The sequence below is a fragment of the Psychrobacillus sp. L3 genome (assembly GCF_042945595.1).
Classification (GTDB): Bacteria; Bacillota; Bacilli; order Bacillales_A; family Planococcaceae; genus Psychrobacillus.
In genome coordinates, this window is the sequence record NZ_CP168493.1 from 2550832 (window position 1) to 2567820 (window position 16989).

General features: G+C 35.0%; 18 protein-coding genes. 4 read left to right on the top strand and 14 right to left on the bottom strand.

The genetic code is table 11. The features are described from left to right. Positions 1–2: 2 nt before the first annotated feature. On the bottom strand, positions 3–932 hold the full coding sequence (locus tag ACEPXD_RS12560; protein ID WP_391116393.1) for a DHH family phosphoesterase: 930 nt from the start codon (positions 930–932) through the stop codon (positions 3–5). 93 nt (positions 933–1025) lie between these two features. Here ACEPXD_RS12560 and ACEPXD_RS12565 point away from each other — a divergent pair, with 93 nt between their 5' ends. Then, positions 1026–1334 carry a YtpI family protein gene (locus tag ACEPXD_RS12565; RefSeq protein WP_391116395.1) on the top strand — a complete coding sequence of 103 codons (309 nt, stop codon included), beginning with the start codon at positions 1026–1028 and terminating at the stop codon, positions 1332–1334. Positions 1335–1361: 27 nt separating this feature from the next. Here ACEPXD_RS12565 and ACEPXD_RS12570 read toward each other — a convergent pair whose 3' ends face one another. Then, on the bottom strand, positions 1362–2669 hold the full coding sequence (locus ACEPXD_RS12570) for a DRTGG domain-containing protein (RefSeq protein WP_391116397.1): 1308 nt from the start codon (positions 2667–2669) through the stop codon (positions 1362–1364). A gap of 64 nt (positions 2670–2733) precedes the next feature. Next, positions 2734–3414, bottom strand: coding sequence for a metal-dependent hydrolase (locus tag ACEPXD_RS12575; protein ID WP_391123223.1), 681 nt, complete (start codon positions 3412–3414; stop codon positions 2734–2736). A 110-nt stretch (positions 3415–3524) separates the two neighbouring features. Between ACEPXD_RS12575 and ACEPXD_RS12580 the strand changes: the two genes are divergently transcribed. Then, complete coding sequence (locus ACEPXD_RS12580) at positions 3525–4616, top strand: M24 family metallopeptidase (RefSeq protein WP_391116399.1); 1092 nt, start codon at positions 3525–3527, stop codon at positions 4614–4616. 36 nt (positions 4617–4652) lie between these two features. Here the strand turns inward: ACEPXD_RS12580 and crcB (ACEPXD_RS12585) are convergent, their stop codons facing one another. The 3 genes from crcB (ACEPXD_RS12585) to ald all read right to left on the bottom strand — a co-directional run bounded on the left by crcB (ACEPXD_RS12585) (position 4653) and on the right by ald (position 6558). Then, positions 4653–5000 (bottom strand): fluoride efflux transporter CrcB, encoded by a 348-nt coding sequence (gene crcB / locus ACEPXD_RS12585; RefSeq protein WP_391116401.1) that lies wholly within the window; start codon positions 4998–5000, stop codon positions 4653–4655. Continuing rightward, the gene (gene crcB / locus ACEPXD_RS12590) at positions 4997–5368 is read right to left on the bottom strand and encodes a fluoride efflux transporter CrcB (protein ID WP_391116403.1); all 372 of its coding nucleotides are present in this window, start codon (positions 5366–5368) and stop codon (positions 4997–4999) included. Before crcB (ACEPXD_RS12590) ends, crcB (ACEPXD_RS12585) begins: the two co-directional genes overlap by 4 nt. A 74-nt stretch (positions 5369–5442) precedes the next feature. Beyond that, entirely contained in the window at positions 5443–6558 is a 1116-nt protein-coding gene (ald, locus tag ACEPXD_RS12595; protein WP_391116405.1) for an alanine dehydrogenase, read from the bottom strand. Positions 6559–6776: 218 nt separating this feature from the next. On the opposite strand from ald, the gene ACEPXD_RS12600 reads away from it, so the two are divergent. Further along, entirely contained in the window at positions 6777–7229 is a 453-nt protein-coding gene (locus ACEPXD_RS12600; protein ID WP_391116407.1) for a universal stress protein, read from the top strand. A gap of 595 nt (positions 7230–7824) precedes the next feature. On the opposite strand, the gene ACEPXD_RS12605 is transcribed toward ACEPXD_RS12600, so the two are convergent. The 6 genes from ACEPXD_RS12605 to sppA form a co-directional block, all read right to left on the bottom strand. Next, positions 7825–8028, bottom strand: coding sequence for a hypothetical protein (locus ACEPXD_RS12605; protein WP_391116409.1), 204 nt, complete (start codon positions 8026–8028; stop codon positions 7825–7827). 514 nt (positions 8029–8542) lie between these two features. Next, on the bottom strand, positions 8543–9733 hold the full coding sequence (locus ACEPXD_RS12610) for an acetate kinase (RefSeq protein WP_391116411.1): 1191 nt from the start codon (positions 9731–9733) through the stop codon (positions 8543–8545). 65 nt (positions 9734–9798) lie between these two features. Further along, positions 9799–10728, bottom strand: coding sequence for a class I SAM-dependent methyltransferase (locus tag ACEPXD_RS12615; protein ID WP_391116413.1), 930 nt, complete (start codon positions 10726–10728; stop codon positions 9799–9801). Between the two features lie 54 nt (positions 10729–10782). Beyond that, positions 10783–11289, bottom strand: a complete 507-nt coding sequence (gene tpx / locus ACEPXD_RS12620) for a thiol peroxidase (RefSeq protein WP_391116415.1) — start codon at positions 11287–11289, stop codon at positions 10783–10785. Positions 11290–11323: 34 nt separating this feature from the next. Beyond that, on the bottom strand, positions 11324–11902 hold the full coding sequence (locus ACEPXD_RS12625; RefSeq protein ID WP_391116416.1) for an RDD family protein: 579 nt from the start codon (positions 11900–11902) through the stop codon (positions 11324–11326). 12 nt (positions 11903–11914) lie between these two features. Continuing rightward, complete coding sequence (gene sppA / locus ACEPXD_RS12630; protein WP_391116418.1) at positions 11915–12928, bottom strand: signal peptide peptidase SppA; 1014 nt, start codon at positions 12926–12928, stop codon at positions 11915–11917. Positions 12929–13095: 167 nt separating this feature from the next. Between sppA and ACEPXD_RS12635 the strand changes: the two genes are divergently transcribed. Further along, entirely contained in the window at positions 13096–13896 is an 801-nt protein-coding gene (locus ACEPXD_RS12635) for an NAD kinase (RefSeq protein ID WP_391116421.1), read from the top strand. Between the two features lie 19 nt (positions 13897–13915). Here the strand turns inward: ACEPXD_RS12635 and rarD are convergent, their stop codons facing one another. Continuing rightward, positions 13916–14812, bottom strand: coding sequence for an EamA family transporter RarD (rarD, locus tag ACEPXD_RS12640; protein WP_391116423.1), 897 nt, complete (start codon positions 14810–14812; stop codon positions 13916–13918). Between the two features lie 211 nt (positions 14813–15023). After that, a complete protein-coding gene (gene mbcS, locus ACEPXD_RS12645; protein WP_391116425.1) occupies positions 15024–16601 on the bottom strand; it encodes an acyl-CoA synthetase MbcS in 1578 nt (525 codons plus the stop codon). Positions 16602–16989 lie beyond the last annotated feature (388 nt).

The window sequence follows — 16989 nt, forward strand, 5'->3', positions numbered from 1 at the left end:
ATTTACAACTTTTTTAAATCCTCGATTACCTGATCTGCTTCCTCCCAAGTTTTTACGGAAGCTCCGGAAGCCAGTGGATGTCCACCGCCACCATATTTTTTTGCAATCACATTAATAATAGGGCCTTTTGAGCGGAGACGCACTCTGATTTCTTTTGTATCTTCAATGAAGAATACCCAACATCTCATTCCTCTTACATCTGCTAAGGATCCTACTAATAAGGAAGCCTCAGATTCAGCAACATTGTATTTCTGTAAAATCTCCGCTGTCAGTTTAACGAATCCGACCCCGTTTTCATCCATGCTAAAGTTTTCGTATACATAACCTTTTAAATGGAGCAAGTTTCTATTCACTTCATACATTCCGTTAAATAATTCCGTGCGATCAAATCCATAAGAAAGTAGCTCTCCTGCATATGTCATTGTTTGCAATGTAGTACTTTGAAACATGAATCTACCAGTATCCCCAACTATTCCAGCAAACAGTAATCTCGCAATATCTGCATTCATTTTCCAACCCTTATAATCTTTCGCTTCATCAAATAGTTCACAAATCATTTCACTTGTGGAGCTTGAGTTCGTATCCACCCATAATAGATCACCATAAGCATCATCATTTGGATGATGATCTATTTTAATAATTGCTTTACCTAACTTGTATCGCTCATCATCTATTCTTTCCGTATTTGCGGTATCCGTAATAATAACTAAAGCATCCTTGAAATCGTCATCTGTAACGTTATCAGGATGAGCTAAGAAGTCTAATGTATTTTCATGATTTCCTGTTGCTAATACTTTTTTTTGTGGATAATTAAACGAAATTAACTCTTTTAACCCTATTTGAGAACCATAAGCATCCGGATCTGGCCTTACATGTCTATGTATAATTATTTTGCTAGCCTCTTCAATTGTGTCAATGATTTGTCTTTTCATTTCATTTCCTCCACTTAATCAAGTTTTCTATTCGCATTTTCACAAATTAACCTTTACAATAATGAAAGCTTACTTTTTTATTGGAGGTTCATTATGTTTCTTAATGGAATATTTATATTAGCAATTATTGTTTCTTTTGTATGGTATTTTTATTTTAAAACAAAACAGTTTCGTACTTCACTACCTATTCGGAAAAAATGGTTTTCAGCGAAGGCTTCCATTTGTTTAGGTGCATTATTATTGTTTTTTGGATTAAACTTTATCATTGTATTTCCTTCGTCCGTTACGTATGTAATCTCTGCTTTATTTATCTTAATAGGTGGTTATTTTATGTATTATAATTATAAAGTATTCAAGCATTACGGACAATTTGTTCAAGAGGAAGTAGAGTTAAACAAATGATGCAGCTTAAGAGCTGCATCATTTTTATTAACGTTCTAGCAGTTGATACGTGATCATTGCTTTTCCTACAAGTTGTTTGTCATTAAATACTTCTAAGTCCATTTTTGCTACTTTTCTACTCATCTCTAACACTTTGACATTTACACGAAGTATACTTTCTAATTGTATTGGTTTCGTGTAATATATAGTCATATTTTCCACTACGCTTTCTCCACGTTTGCGAATTTTCAACGTTTGGGATCCAGTTTCAGTCAAAAGAATGGAAAAGGCTCCATAAGACATAGCCCCATAATGATTGGTCATCTGAGGGGTAACGACAAACTCAAAAATGAACTCCTCGATAGAAATTACCTTTATTTGTTGTTTTACTATATCGTCAATTGTCTCCCCGTTTTGCGGTTGTCTGGAAGCTGCTTGCAATGCTTTTAGAACATCTTGTCTACTTATGACCCCTTCTAAATTATTGTTATCTTTAACAACAGGCAACAAATCAATTCCTTCCCAAATCATTCGATGGCTTGCTGAAGCAACGCTTGTTTTCAATGTTATGGCAATGGGATTTTTCGTCATCACTTTCTCCACGAGTTCATGACTCTCTTTACCAATAACATCTCTTGCTGTTACAATACCTACTAATTTATTGGATGCATCTACAACCGGAAACCCTCCGTGAGTAGTTAATTGGTTCAATTCTCGGTATCGCTTTACAAAATCATTTGTTTGTAAAAAGGACGTATCTTTTAAAGGAATATATATATCTTCAATAAGCAATACATCTTTTTTTATAAGTTGATCGTCTATTGCACGATTAATCATTGTAGCAACTGTAAAAGTATCATAGCTCGTTGAAATAACAGGTAACTCTAAATCATCCGCTATTTTTTTTATTTTCTCTGACACATCAAAACCACCCGTTACAAGTACGGCTGCTCCAGCACGCAATCCATGCTCATGCACTTGGAGACGATTTCCAACTATAAGTAAATTGCTAGGTCCTACATAACGCATCATATCTTCCACTTGCATTGCACCAATAACAAATTTATTTAGCGTTTTATAAAGACCGGCTTTTCCGCCTAAAACTTGCCCATCGACTATATTTACAACTTCCGCAAATGTTAATCGTTCAAAATGCTCTTTTTTCTTTAATTCAATTCGGATTGTTCCAACTCGTTCGATTGTACTAACAAGCCTTCTTGTTTCTGCTTCTTTTATCGCTCGGTAAGCAGTTCCTTCACTTACAGTTAGATCTTTTGCAATTTTTCTAACAGATATTTTATCTCCAACTGGGAGCTTTTCTATATATGCTAAAATTTGCTCATGTTTTGTTGTCATGTAGTCACATCCAAACGATTGTTGTACGTTTATTGTACCACATTATTCACATTTTCTTAGTAAGCTACAGTTGCACAATTCCTCCAGCATTTAGAATTTGAACTTCGGAATTTGTCACTAACACTTTAAAATGATTTGGATCTTGTTGAATGACTGGAAATGTATTGTAATGAATTGGTACTACTATTCTTGGTTTTAGAAGTTCTGTCGCATAAGCAGCATCTTCTGGTCCCATTGTAAAATTATCTCCAATTGGTAAAAAGGCAACATCTATATTGTTTCGATCACCAATCAGTTTCATGTCCCCAAAAAGAGCGGTATCTCCCGCATGATATATAGTCTTGCCTTCTGCCGTAAACAAGATTCCTCCTGGCATTCCGGTATAAATAGTCCCAATATCTGAAGTATCAAATGAAGAACTATGAAAAGCATGAGTGTATTTAACTTTTCCAAAATCAAATTGATAAGCTCCACCTAATCCCATTTCATGGGTAGTGATTCCTTGCGTTGCTAGATATTCGGCAAGCTCAAAGGGTGCTACAACAAGTGCATTACTTTGTTTTGCAATATCGATTGTGTCACCAACGTGATCATTATGACCATGCGTTAACAAAATAGCGTCTGGTCTTTCATCAGAGGCGTTTAAATCTGTCATTCCATTCCCTGAAATAAATGGATCAATTAAAATTGTATAGTTCCCTGTTTTTATTTTCACTACCGAATGTCCATGATAACTAATTTGCATCATTCATTCACTCCCTTTTGTTTATTTTTCCTTTAGTATTCATTCAACTTTAATGCTAGAAATCCTTTATTCTGCTATTCTTATTTTATAAATAAAAATGAGGTGCTAAGATGAAAAAAGTAGAAAAAATTCAAAGTTATTTACAATCTAATAATATCGACGCTGCTTTCATAACAACTCCAGACAATGTTTTTTATTTCACTGGATTTAGAAGCAATCCGCATGAACGTTTGCTTGGTGTTTTAATTTTCAAGGAAGCGACACCATTTATCATTTGTCCTCAGATGGAAGTTCCTGATGCATTAGCAGCTGGATGGACTGGCGATATTGTTGGCCATCAAGATACAGAAAATGCTTGGGATATTGTTGTTCATACAATTCAAAGTCATATCGGCACTATTAATACTTTAGCAATTGAAAAGGCGCATTTGAGTGTGGAGCGCCAAGAAGCAATTCAAGAGAGAATCGCTTCTATTCAAATTTCAAGAATTGATGAAAAAATAAATGAATTACGTGTCATTAAATCAGAAGATGAATTGGTTAATATGCGAAAAGCTGCTGAGCTGGCTGATTATGCAGTTGAAGTTGGGTGTAAAGAGATTGCAGAAGGCAAAACAGAGTTGGAAATTTTAAATGCCATTGAATTAGCAGTAAAAGAAAAAGGCGCTTCACAGATGGCTTTCGATACAATGGTATTAAGCGGACCTAAAACGGCATCTCCTCACGGTGTACCAGGTGATCGTAAAATCCAAAAAGGGGATTTAGTATTATTTGATCTCGGAGTTATTTACAACGGTTATTGCTCTGATATTACAAGAACAGTAGCTTTCGGAGAACCTTCCGCTGAGAAACGTGAAGTTTATGAAACTGTTCGCCGTGCCGAAGAAGCGGCTGTAAATGCAGTAAAACCAGGAATAACTGCAATGGCTCTTGATAAAATTGCCCGCGATGTTATTACAGAAGCAGGCTACGGAGAGTATTTCACTCATCGTTTAGGACATGGACTTGGAATTTCCGTACACGAATTCCCATCCATTACTGGTGTAAATGAGATGAAACTAGAAACTGGAATGGTATTCACAATTGAACCAGGCATTTACCACCCTGAAATCACTGGTGTGCGCATTGAAGATGACGTTGTTGTTACCGAAGATGGCGTAGAAGTGCTCACGAAGTTCCCGAAAGAATTGATTGTTCTATAAGATAAACAAAAGCATCCTTTCATAGGGTGCTTTTGTTTATTTTCCAATAGAATACCCTAGAAATGCTATACATAATCCCCCGACATATGTAACGATAAAATATATTATCCATTTTCGAGGGAATTTTTGAAGTGCCATTAATTCTTTATTAAAAGTAGAAAAAGTTGTAAATGCACCTAAAAACCCAGTACCTATAAATAATACATACATTTCATTTAAACTAATACTTGCAATCAATCCCAATGTAAAAGAACCAATTAAATTGACGAAAAGTGTCCCAACAGGTATTTTGCCTCCCAGGTTTTCATTCAACTTTTGAGCAAAATAAAATCGGAGGATAGCCCCTAAAAATCCACCTACTGATACAGCAACAATTGCAGTCATTTCCCCACCTCATGTTTCCAACCTAGATTACTCATTACAATCCCGCCAACTACACTAATCAATATGTATAAAACAGCAACTATAACTTCCCCTTGCTGCAATAATTTCACTGTTTCAACACTAAACGCAGAAAAAGTTGTAAAAGAACCTAGAAAACCTGTAGAAATAGCTGTCTGCACATTAGTAGAGAGTCTACTTTTATGAAAAACTGCTGATGTTAAAAAAGGAAGAAGATAACAACCTACTAGATTTACAATTAGTGTTGCATAGGGGAATACTGAATGTGAATAGAGTAGGAGTCCAACCGAATATCTTGTTAAAGCCCCTAATGCTCCTGCTAAACCAACCAATAAATAAGCCAATTGCATTCACTCCATTATTGTTTTCAAATAACAGAACACCCAAAGTGTTGAATAACCTTTGGGTGTTCAAAATTTTTTTATTAATTTAAAAGTGTAGCAGCGTCTACGTAAGGAAGTCCTTGTGCTTCTGCAACCGCTTTAAAAGTAACGTGACCAGCTAATGTATTAATACCTTTTTGTAATGCAAGGTTATCTAAGCAAGCTTGTCTATATCCTTTGTTAGCAATTTGTAGAGCATATGGAACCGTTGCATTTGTAAGCGCCATTGTAGAGGTTCTAGGCACCGCTCCAGGCATATTAGCAACAGCATAGTGTACAACACCATGTTTTTCATAAGTTGGGTTGTCATGAGTAGTAATACGGTCAGAAGTTTCAAAAATACCACCTTGGTCAATTGCAATGTCAATGACAACAGAACCTGGAGACATGGATTTAATCATTTCCACTGAAACAAGTTTAGGAGCTTTGGCACCTGGAATTAGAACTGCACCTACTACCAAATCTGCCTCTTTTACTGCTTGCCCAATATTATATGGGTTTGAAATTAATGTTTGCACATTTCCGCCAAACAATTCCTCTAATTGACGAAGACGGTCAGGGTTTAAATCGATAATTGTAACTTGTGCTCCCATACCGACAGCAATTTGAGCAGCATTTGTACCAGCGATACCACCGCCAACTACTGCTACTTTTGCACGTGATACTCCTGGAACTCCTCCAAGTAAAATTCCTTTACCACCATTAATTTTCTCTAAATATTGTGCACCAATTTGTGTTGCCATACGACCTGCTACTTCACTCATCGGAGTTAGTAATGGTAATGAGTTATTTGGAAGCTGAACCGTTTCATACGCAATAGCTGTTACCTTCTTCTCAAGTAACACTTTTGTCAAATCTTCTTCTGGTGCTAGATGTAAATAAGTAAAAAGAATAGATTCTTCACGAATTAAAGAAAATTCTTCATGAGTAGGTTCTTTAACTTTCATAACCATCTCTTGATTCCAGGCTTCTTCCGCAGTTTGTACAATTGTTGCTCCTGCAGCAATATAATCCTCATCCGTAAAACTAGAACCTAAACCAGCACCTGTTTCAATGATTACTTCGTGATTATTATGTTTCAAAGTAACCACACCAGCTGGCGTCATAGCCACTCGGTTTTCGTTATTTTTAGTTTCTTTTGGTATACCAATACGCATTTCCATATCCCCTTATGTATATATTTTTAAGAAATGACCCAAATAAAATGAATCTGTTAAAACATCTTCATTTTATCATTTATATATTTAAAATGCTTCAATAATTTATAAATTATTAGAGAAAAGTTCGCAATAAGCCATTAATATTAAAAAATAGAAGGAATACAGAAATAAATACCGAATTATCTAAATATAATAAGAAATAGGAGGTATTAAAAATGACATTAAAATACAAACAAATTCTAGTTGCTGTAGATGGTTCAAAAGAAGCGGAGTTGGCTTATAAAAAATCTGTTTCCATTGCTGCAAGGAATAATGCAACATTAAATTTAATCAATATCATTGATACAAGATCATTTGCAGCAATCGAAGCTTACGATCGTTCTATCGCAGAAAGAGCACAAGTATTTGCGGAAGATTTACTAGAAGGCTATAAAAAAGAAGCAATTGCAGGTGGGGTTCACAATGTAAACATTTTAGTTGAATATGGTTCACCCAAAACAATGATTTCAAAAGACATAGCGAAAAAAATAGAGGCAGATTTAATCATTTGTGGAGCTACTGGGCTAAATGCTGTTGAGCGATTCCTTATAGGAAGTGTATCTGAATACATTGTTCGTTCTGCAGCATGCGACGTTTTAGTAGTACGTACTGAAGAAAAAGACGATTAATCTTACGAAAAACGCAAGTGGCCTTTAAGTGCATTTTGTCTTCTCTATTTCTCGAGTGCTTCGGACGAAACATTAGCTACACTATTAACGTTAGAGTTATGGATCATGAAGTGACTACGTCACTTCATGATCCATTTTTTTCGGTAATCTTGTGGCTGATGTTTGTCCGTCGCCCTCTTGGAATATGTAAAGCCATGATGCATTTGGTTTGGATAATGAGAGATAAGATGCTTTCTTACTCTTTTAAAGGCGGACGAAGATACAATTTCGTCCGCTCAGCACTTCTTTATCAATGGAAGCCACCTATTTTTCTCAAGTTCCGCCAGCGCTATTCAGCTTCCTAATGAATTATGTATACTTTTAGATGTTGGGAATAAAAGGAAAACCTGCAGCGGAAATCAACCTTTTCAACGTATCCCAATTGAGATTGCTTTTTTATTCTTTGAGAAAAGCGTAAGCGTCCTTTAAGAGCATCTTGTTTTTACATTACTCAATTACTCTGTATTAAAAACGGTTTCACTATTATCTTGCTCCACTTTTCCAATGTCCTACTTTATTTCATAAAAAAAACCATAAGAGCTGATTAAGTGTTTTATTATTCTTCTAATGGTTGAATTTGAATTTTTAATACTTTATCAAAGTTAATAAAAACCACAACATCATCGTATGGATAAATTTTAATTACTCCTGAAATTCGAGAAAATAATTTACTAAAAACTTGTTCTTCATCGGAGCCTTGAATCTCGAGATCATAGCTCTCTTCATTTTCTAAAACTATTGATACCCCATAATTTTTCATTCTAACTTGTACCTCCTTCTACTCTACTATCATAATAATAAAACAACTCGGAACCAAAGAGAAAACTATGTGGATAAAAAGCCACACTCAACTGAATGTGACTCCCTTTTAATTAGCTCTACAACTTCTGCTAAGGCGAAAGCTTTGCACAGAGATCCGAGATCACAACTCAACTATACTAGAGCACTCTTCGTGTCACCTATTTTCCAATTAATTCTTAATTGAGTTAATTTCATAAATAGTATTAAATTATTAAAACACAAACAATTATTAATTTATTGATTTGCTTATCGATCACCTCGTGGAAAGCGTCCGCCTATAGCGGAAATCATGCTGATTTATGAGTAAGAAATTATAAATATTCTCACATTTCATTTTAATATTGTTCGTGTTTTATGCTTTAACTTTGAATTATGAAATTGATTCAATTTGATAAAAAATCAATTATGATTGCACGTTAGGGTGAGACCTTGCCTTAGTTGATTTATCAGAGTAGATGATTCGTTCAAACCCTCTATAATCCTGCTAATCTCATCGTATCTCTTGCTATCATTATCTCTTCGTTCGTAGGGATTACCAGTACTTTTACTGGCGAATGAGGATAATTAATAAATGTTTCCTTGCCACGTAGTTTATTTAAATCATGATCCAAATAGACACCCATAAATTGTAGACCGCTTAAAACTTTTTCTCGAATAACCTCGCTATTTTCTCCTATTCCTGCAGTGAAAATTATTGCATCTACGCCATTCATCCGAGCAGCGTAAGATCCAATATATTTATGTATACGATTTGCAAATACATCCAGCGCTAACTGTGCACGATCATTTCCCTTTGAAGCTTCTGTTACAATTTCACGCAGATCACTTGAAAATCCAGAAACACCTAACATTCCAGATTTTTTATTTAAAATATCTAGTACTCCTTCTGCACTTTTCCCCGTCTTCTCCATCAAGTACGGAATAAGAGCTGGATCTATATTCCCAGATCTTGTTCCCATCGTTACTCCGGCTAGAGGTGTAAACCCCATGGATGTATCTATGGATCTCCCGCGATCTATAGCCGCAATACTAGCTCCATTTCCTAGATGACAAGATATAAATCTAGTCGTTTCAATTGGTCGGTTTAATAACTCTGCAGCACGATAAGCTACATACTTATGCGATGTCCCATGAAACCCATACTTTCGAATGCCATATTTCTCATAGTACTTATATGGAACGGAATATAAGTAAGAGCTTTCTGGCATTGTTTGATGAAATGCTGTATCAAAAACAGCTACCGCTGGAATTTCAGGCAATTCTTTCGCAAACTCTTGAATACCTGTAATATTTGCAGGATTATGTAATGGTGCAAGCTCCGAAAGTTCCTCTAATGTTGTCATTACTTTTTCCGTAATTAAAACGGAATCACTATACACTTCCCCACCATGCACAACTCGGTGACCTATTCCTTGAATATCATTTAAAGTGTTGATCACTACTTTTTCAACTAATTGATGCATTAATAGTTTTACGGCTTGTGTATGATTGTCCACTTGTTTGATTAGTTGTATTCGTTCATTTTGTGTAGTCATTGTAAAAATAGGATCGCTTAAACCAATTCGCTCTATTAAGCCTTTTGCAATCACTTTTTCTTCTGGCATTTTCAATAATTGAAATTTTAAAGACGAGCTACCTGCATTAATCGCTAAAATATTAACCATTAAAAAACGCCCCTTCTTTGAACAAGTAGTTTAATTGTACTGTTCAGAGTAAGGGCGAGCAACCATCATTTAGAATTTTCTTCTTGCCATATATCGATTTTTTTAAAGAACAATTCCATCGCTTCTTTATTCGACATATTTGGAACTTTTGCTAGTAGTATTTCTCTTGGAGCTCTTAAATGTTCGCTTTTCTTTTGAAGAATGAGTAAACTTTTTTCCTGTCCTTTTGTTTTGAAAATAGTAGATGGAAACTGAATAACTGCTAGAATCCAGCCATTTTCTTTCAAAAATTTATGAAGGCTTGGAGCTTGTTTGGATTCAAAAATAGTGTCTGGTACTAAAAAGTATAAGTATCCACCTGGTTTTACATGCTTCATTGATTGTTCAATAAACAAATGATGTGCATAAGACATTTCATCTTCACTATGAAGGAAAAAATCACTTGCAGTTTCAGCATCTGGATAATATCCTACAGGTAAATCACTTACAACAATATCAGCAGGATCGATTAATAAAGGCTTTAAAGCATCTTGTCTAAATAACTGAATATCACAAGCTAGTAATTCCCCAGTTTGGGCTGCTAACTGGATTAATAAGTCATCTATTTCAACTCCAAAAGCATGATTCTCAGACGGTAATGAATTCATAATCGTATAAAGTAAATTACCTGTACCTAGAGCTGGGTCTAAAATTGCAAGTTCTTTTTTGTCTTTCGTCATTTCCTTCACAAAATAGGATACCAATAAGCCAATCGCATCAGGAGTCATTTGATGGTTTACTTGGGCTGACTTTTTCATCCCTTTTAGAATTGCAAGTTGAACCCCTTTTCTAATCTGCTCTTTAGTAAGATTTGTCACTAAAGGTGTTTTTTTATCTGAAATCCATAATTCAAGTGCGTAAATCACACCTTCTATATACGTCACAGACTCTTGTTCTTCTATAAAACTACTTTCTTGATCAATAAACGTAAAAACTTTTTCGACATTTGTATGCATATTTATCCCTCAAATTAAAACCCACTCTTCACTCGAGTGGGTTAGATTGTTTTATTAGTTAGTTAACGCTTTTACTGCATCTAATGCTTTTTCATAGTCTGGGTGATCTGTACCTTCGCTCACATATTCAGCATAAGTAACAACATCATTTTTATCGACTACGAATACAGCGCGAGCTAACAAACGTAATTCTTGCATCACCACTCCAAATGCTTCTCCGAAAGAAAGGTCGCGATGATCTGATAATGTCTGAATTGCATCTGCAGCATTAGCTCCACACCAACGCTTTTGAGCAAAAGGTAAGTCTACTGAGATTGTTAATATTACTACATCCTCACCTAGACTAGCAGCACTTTGATTGAATTTATTTGTTTGAGTTGAACAAACACCTGTATCTAGGGAAGGGACTACACTGATCAGACGTACTTTTCCAGCTGAATCTTGAAGAGTTACCGCTGATAAATCGTTTGCTAGAACTGTAAAGTTTGGCGCCTTCTCTCCAACTACTACTTCTTTTCCAACTAATGTTATTGGATTATTTTTAAATGTTACTTGAGCCATAATATGTAGCCTCCTTTTTCTTATGTTCATCTTACTAGAATATGTTCTGCTCTTGCAACTCTTTTGACACGGAAGTATGTTTGTATGCACCTTTTTCATTTTTACCGTATACAGCTTCATGCACAACTATAGTATCTGCGATCAAATCATGAATTGCCTGATTTTTCGGTGTAAACGCAACAACAAGATAGGGAATATTAAGTGGAATGACAGAAATCAGGCGACCAATCCACTCTCTAAATAGAATTGTACTCCACGTAAGTTTATCATTATTCTTTGAAATAACTAGAATGCCAAAAATCATCTTTCCAACCGTTTGATTGAAAAACTTCGTCATTAGTACAAAATATGCGTAAAAAAGAAAGGATGTTATTAATGTAAATGGTGCATACCAGGTAGGGTCGTTTATCTCTAATGAAAATAAGCGGAAAATGGGTTTGATCAATAACATTCCAATAGAGGATAAGATTAATATATCCGAAAAATATGCCCAAAATCTTATCCAAAACCCAGCAGATTTTCGTTCAAATTCAGGAGTTTTTACACTTATTTGCTGGGTTATTAATTCATTTGGTTGCACATTATTATCTTCCGACTGTAAAATTTCACTCATCATTTAACCTCCTTATCTTTCACCATATAAATACATCATTCGAGGTGCACTATTGTCTGCTATAAGTTTTCCGATTAATTTTGATTCCATATCTACCCTTAAGAAAGATTGTGCTTTCAAAGCAAAAAGGGAGGAAAGACTTTGAGAGTAGCCATATTCAATTACTTCCGCATCTTCTAATTTTTGATCTGTCTTAATCGCTTGAATAACATCCTCCAAATAACCAACGTCATCTGCCAGACCTGCTTCAATAGCTTGTCGACCACTCATAATTCGACCATCTGCAACTTTCTTCACTTCTGCTACTGTCATATGACGACCTTGTGCGACGATATCAACAAAATCTTCATATGACTCGTTTAACATAACTTGTAACATATTTCTTTCTTCATCTGTCATGTCTCTTGTTGGGCTCATAATATCTTTATAAGGACCAGATTTAATCGTAACAAACTCTACTCCATATTTTTCTGCCAATTTTCCATAATTAATGCTATGCATGATAACACCGATAGAACCTGTAATCGTTTCTTTATTGACAAAGATTTTATCCGCAGGTGCCGAAATATAGTAACCACCTGATGCTGCCATACTTCCCATAGAAACGTAGATTGGTTTTGCAGTGTCATCTTGAATCTCTTTAATTTTTTTATAGATTTGTGCGGATTCGACTACTCCTCCACCAGGTGAATTCACTTGCAATACAATTGCTTTTACAGAATCATCTTGTTTCACTTGATCTAATTGTTGCAAAAAGAATTGGTGATTATAACTTTCTGTTCCAAAAATAGAAGATGCACTACCCGTATCCTGAATAGTGCCATCGACTGTTAATACAGCTACTCGGTTGTCTATATCTCCTTCTTCTAATACCGTTTCATAAAAATCAGAATTAGATATAGATGCAAATTCATCCATTAACGATGTCCAGTCCGTTGAAAATACAGTTGATAGAGTGTTTACAAAGATTGATATTACTAATAATATGGATGCTCCTAAAATGGCAAACCAACGTTTCATATTCATATTGTTGCTCCTCCTTTTGTTCTCCTCATAACATACGAAAAGAATTCCTAAACGTTTCATAAAATGGTAAAATACATACATTACTTAGAAAAGCGTATAGCACTGTAGCTAGATAATAACTAGTGAAAATTAATATCTTTAATTCTAATTTGAAAGGAGAATGCAAGATGAACTCCCAAAATGCAATATATCTTTATACTAAGAATGACATAGAATCATTACAAAAAAAAGACATTTTAGCAAAAGTAATAAAACAATATGGCTTTCAAGTTGTTGAAAACGATATCGATGCTTCTATCATTGTTAGTATTGGTTCAGATGGTTCTTTTTTGCAAGCGGTTCGTAAGACTGGATTCCGAGAAGATTGTCTATATGCTGGTATCTCAACAACAGGTACATTAGGTATGTATTGTGACTTTTTAATAGAAGATATGGAAGCACTGGCGGAAGCTGTGTTACAGAATGAAATGGAAGTTCGTAAATACCCTTTACTGGAATTATCGGTTAATCATCATCCAAAATTTTATTGTTTAAATGAGTTCACTATTCGGTCTAATATCATCAAAACTTTTGTATTGGACATAATTATTGACGGGAAACTTTTTGAGACGTTTAGAGGTGACGGAATGGTTATTTCGACTCCGACTGGAAGCTCAGCTTATAATAAGTCACTTAGTGGAGCAATAGTAGACCCACTACTACCTTGTATCCAAGTAACAGAAATTGCTTCCATAAATAATAACGAATATAGAACACTTGGTTCTTCCTTCATCTTGAGTGGTAGTAGATCGCTTGAACTTAGATTACATAAAGACTGGAATGACTATCCGTCCATGAGTACCGACAACGAAGCTTTAAGCATTCAACATGTCGAGACTGTTTCTATCGCATTAAGTAATCAAGTGGTGAAAACAGTGAAATTAAAAAATAATAGCTACTGGGAAAAAGTAAAACGATCCTTTTTATAAAAAACAGGTAGACATAGCTCTACCTGTTTTTTCTTACTTCTACAATTTTAGAAATAGTAAATAAGATTAATGCAGCCCAAATAAATGAAAATGAGATAAATTCAATTTTGCTAAATTTTTCATGATAAACAAAGATGCCAACTAGGAGCATAATAGTTGGAGCAAAATATTGAATAAAGCCAGACATATAAAGTGGCATCATTTTTGTTCCTTTTGCAAATAATACAAGTGGAACCGCAGTTGCTACACCAGTTAAAGCTAGTAAAATCATGGTACTAGCATTGGATTGGAAGAAAACCGCTTGATCCGTCACTAATAAATATCCAAAATAAATAAGTGCTACTGGAAAAACGAACATTGTTTCTATTGTTATGCCTCTTAATGGATCAATCGTCAAGCTTTTTTTAATAAAGCCATAAAAAGCAAACGTTAAAGCTAGTGTTACAGCGATCCATGGAATTTCTCCATATGAAACTGTTAGGATAATAACCCCAGCGCCCGCAATAGCTACAGAAAGTTGTTGAGCCCTAGATAATTTTTCTTTTAAAAAGATAATGCCTAATAGGACAGATATTAATGGGTTTATGTAATATCCTAAACTAGTTTGTACTATATACCCTGCATTTACTGCATATATGTATGTAAACCAATTTCCTGTTACTAAGTACGAGGCAAGAACGAGACTCCAAAAAGCCTTCTTATTCTTCCAAAGCTCCTTTAAATCACTGATCAACGTCTTAAAATTTTTGCTTAAGATAACCACGAATAATGTAAAAATAAATGACCAAATTACTCGACTTGCAAGTATTTCATCACTTGAAACATTCAATAGTAGCTTCCAATAAATCGGCATGAATCCCCAAAATATATATGCAATTGCTACGATAAGTATTCCTTGTTTTTCTTCTGTTTGCAAAACTTCACCCCATTTTTCAAACCCAAAATACATGCATTATTATATTACTTTATCACACTAAAGTAAACAAAGAAGTTCCTTTATATGGACAAATAATCCAGTAGATTAGAAGTGAAGGTAGACTAGATAATAAAAAGTAAATAAATTTTGAAATTTACCATAAGAACAAAAAAACACGAAGAACCACATGTTCTCCGTGTTTTTTCCCAATCTATTTTTTCAGCTCTTCTCGTTTTCTAAGATCAATACGTCTGATTTTACCTGAAGTTGTTTTTGGCAACTCTTCGATAAACTCAATCTCACGCGGATATTTGTATGGGGCAGTCATGGATTTAACATGCTCTTGAAGTTCTTTTACTAACTCCTCTGCACCCTGTTTTAATGGCTCACGTAAAACAACAAACGCTTTTACAATTGTTCCACGTAGTTCATGTGGGCTTCCAACTACTGCACATTCTTGTACAGCTGGATGTTTTGTAAGTGCATCTTCCACTTCGAATGGACCAATCGTGTAACCAGAACTAATAATGATGTCGTCTCCTCTACCTTCAAACCAAAAGTAACCATCTTCGTCTTTTTTTGCTTGATCACCAGTAATATAGTAATCTCCTCTAAATTGCATAGAAGTTCTTTCTGGATCCTTCAAGTATTCTTTAAATAGAGCAGGAGTCTCTACATGTACTGCAATATCTCCAACTTCACCAGGGGTACAAACTTCTCCGTATTCATTTATTATTTCTACTGTATTTCCAGGTGTCGGTTTCCCCATGGAGCCTATTCTGCTGTCCATTCCTTTCATCGTTCCAATAAGCAATGTATTTTCCGTTTGACCATAGCCATCTCTAACTTCCAAGCTAAAAAGTCTATCAAATGTTTCAATAACCTCTCTGTTTAATGGTTCTCCAGCTGATACAGCACTATGTAGAGAGGAAAGATCAAAGTTCGATAATCCTTCTGTTTTAGCCATTAATCGATATTCTGTTGGAGTGCAGCAAATGACATTTACTTTTTTCTCTTGAATCTTATTTAAATATATTTTGGGTTCAAATTTCCCATTATACACATAACCAATCGCACCACTCCCTAACGTTGCTAGGAAAGGACTCCATATCCATTTTTGCCATCCAGGACTTGCAGTTGCCCAAACGATATCTCCTTCTTTAATACCAAGCCAATTAGGACCAGAAGTTCGTAAATGTGCGAAAGCCCAACCATGTGTATGTACGACACCTTTTGGGTTTCCTGTTGTACCACTAGTATACGATAGAAAAGCCATATCATCTTTTAATGTATCTACTGCTTGAAACTGGTCAGATTCATGTGTCATTTCATTCGTTAGAGATGTCCATCTTCCTTGGCCTTCACCAATTACTAGTAGTAATTTCTCGTCGAGATGCTGCACCTTATCGAATTGATCTAGAAATGGTTCATACGCAATAATAGCTTTTGCTTCACTATGAATAAGACGATATTCAATATCTTTCGCCCGAAGCATTTCAGAACTCGGAATTACTACTAAACCTGCTTTCAATGCGGCAATATATACTTCATATGCCTCTATTAAGCGAGGAACCATGATTAAAATGACATCCCCCTTTTGAAGACCTTTTTTTGTAAATAGATTTGCCACTTTATTTGCTCTTTGTATTAATTGTTTATATGTACATGACTTATTTTCGCCTTTATCCGATTCCCAAATAAGTGCTATCTTTTTTTCATCTGCGCTATATTTTTCAAATTCGCTAACTAAATTGTAATTGTTTGGTGCTATCAAATTTTGTTTATTCATCTGATCTCCTCCTCGTTCTTACGTTTTAATTATAAAGTAAATAGTCAGATTTTTAAATGCAAATAAAAATTTCTGTGTTTTTAATAGGTTTCAAACTTCCTTTAAGTGCATCTTGTTCTTACTACATCCAGAGTGCTTTGGACGAGACCTCGACTACACAATTACCGTTAGAGTTATAAATCGTGAAGTAACTACGTCACTTCACGATTCATTTTTTCGGAAATCTTGTGGCTGATGTTTATCCATAGCCCTCTTGAAATATGTAAAGACAAGATGCATTTGGTTTGGTTAATGAGAGATTAGATACTTACCTATTCTTTTAAAAGCTGACGAAGATACAATTTCGTCCGCTCACTACTTCTTTATCAATAGATGCTATCTATTTTTT

Bases quoted from the DNA above. Each gene is read 5' to 3' on its own strand.
- ACEPXD_RS12605 (WP_391116409.1), bottom strand. From the start codon at position 8,028: ATGAAAAATTATGGGGTATCAATAGTTTTAGAAAATGAAGAGAGCTAT.
- crcB (WP_391116401.1), bottom strand. From the start codon at position 5,000: ATGACTGCAATTGTTGCTGTATCAGTAGGTGGATTTTTAGGGGCTATC.
- ACEPXD_RS12565 (WP_391116395.1), top strand. From the start codon at position 1,026: ATGTTTCTTAATGGAATATTTATATTAGCAATTATTGTTTCTTTTGTA.
- sppA (WP_391116418.1), bottom strand. From the start codon at position 12,928: ATGAATATGAAACGTTGGTTTGCCATTTTAGGAGCATCCATATTATTA.
- mbcS (WP_391116425.1), bottom strand. From the start codon at position 16,601: ATGAATAAACAAAATTTGATAGCACCAAACAATTACAATTTAGTTAGC.
- ACEPXD_RS12615 (WP_391116413.1), bottom strand. From the start codon at position 10,728: ATGCATACAAATGTCGAAAAAGTTTTTACGTTTATTGATCAAGAAAGT.
- ACEPXD_RS12600 (WP_391116407.1), top strand. From the start codon at position 6,777: ATGACATTAAAATACAAACAAATTCTAGTTGCTGTAGATGGTTCAAAA.
- crcB (WP_391116403.1), bottom strand. From the start codon at position 5,368: ATGCAATTGGCTTATTTATTGGTTGGTTTAGCAGGAGCATTAGGGGCT.
- ACEPXD_RS12635 (WP_391116421.1), top strand. From the start codon at position 13,096: ATGAACTCCCAAAATGCAATATATCTTTATACTAAGAATGACATAGAA.
- tpx (WP_391116415.1), bottom strand. From the start codon at position 11,289: ATGGCTCAAGTAACATTTAAAAATAATCCAATAACATTAGTTGGAAAA.
- ACEPXD_RS12560 (WP_391116393.1), bottom strand. From the start codon at position 932: ATGAAAAGACAAATCATTGACACAATTGAAGAGGCTAGCAAAATAATT.
- ald (WP_391116405.1), bottom strand. From the start codon at position 6,558: ATGCGTATTGGTATACCAAAAGAAACTAAAAATAACGAAAACCGAGTG.
- ACEPXD_RS12610 (WP_391116411.1), bottom strand. From the start codon at position 9,733: ATGGTTAATATTTTAGCGATTAATGCAGGTAGCTCGTCTTTAAAATTT.
- ACEPXD_RS12625 (WP_391116416.1), bottom strand. From the start codon at position 11,902: ATGAGTGAAATTTTACAGTCGGAAGATAATAATGTGCAACCAAATGAA.
- ACEPXD_RS12580 (WP_391116399.1), top strand. From the start codon at position 3,525: ATGAAAAAAGTAGAAAAAATTCAAAGTTATTTACAATCTAATAATATC.
- ACEPXD_RS12570 (WP_391116397.1), bottom strand. From the start codon at position 2,669: ATGACAACAAAACATGAGCAAATTTTAGCATATATAGAAAAGCTCCCA.
- ACEPXD_RS12575 (WP_391123223.1), bottom strand. From the start codon at position 3,414: ATGCAAATTAGTTATCATGGACATTCGGTAGTGAAAATAAAAACAGGG.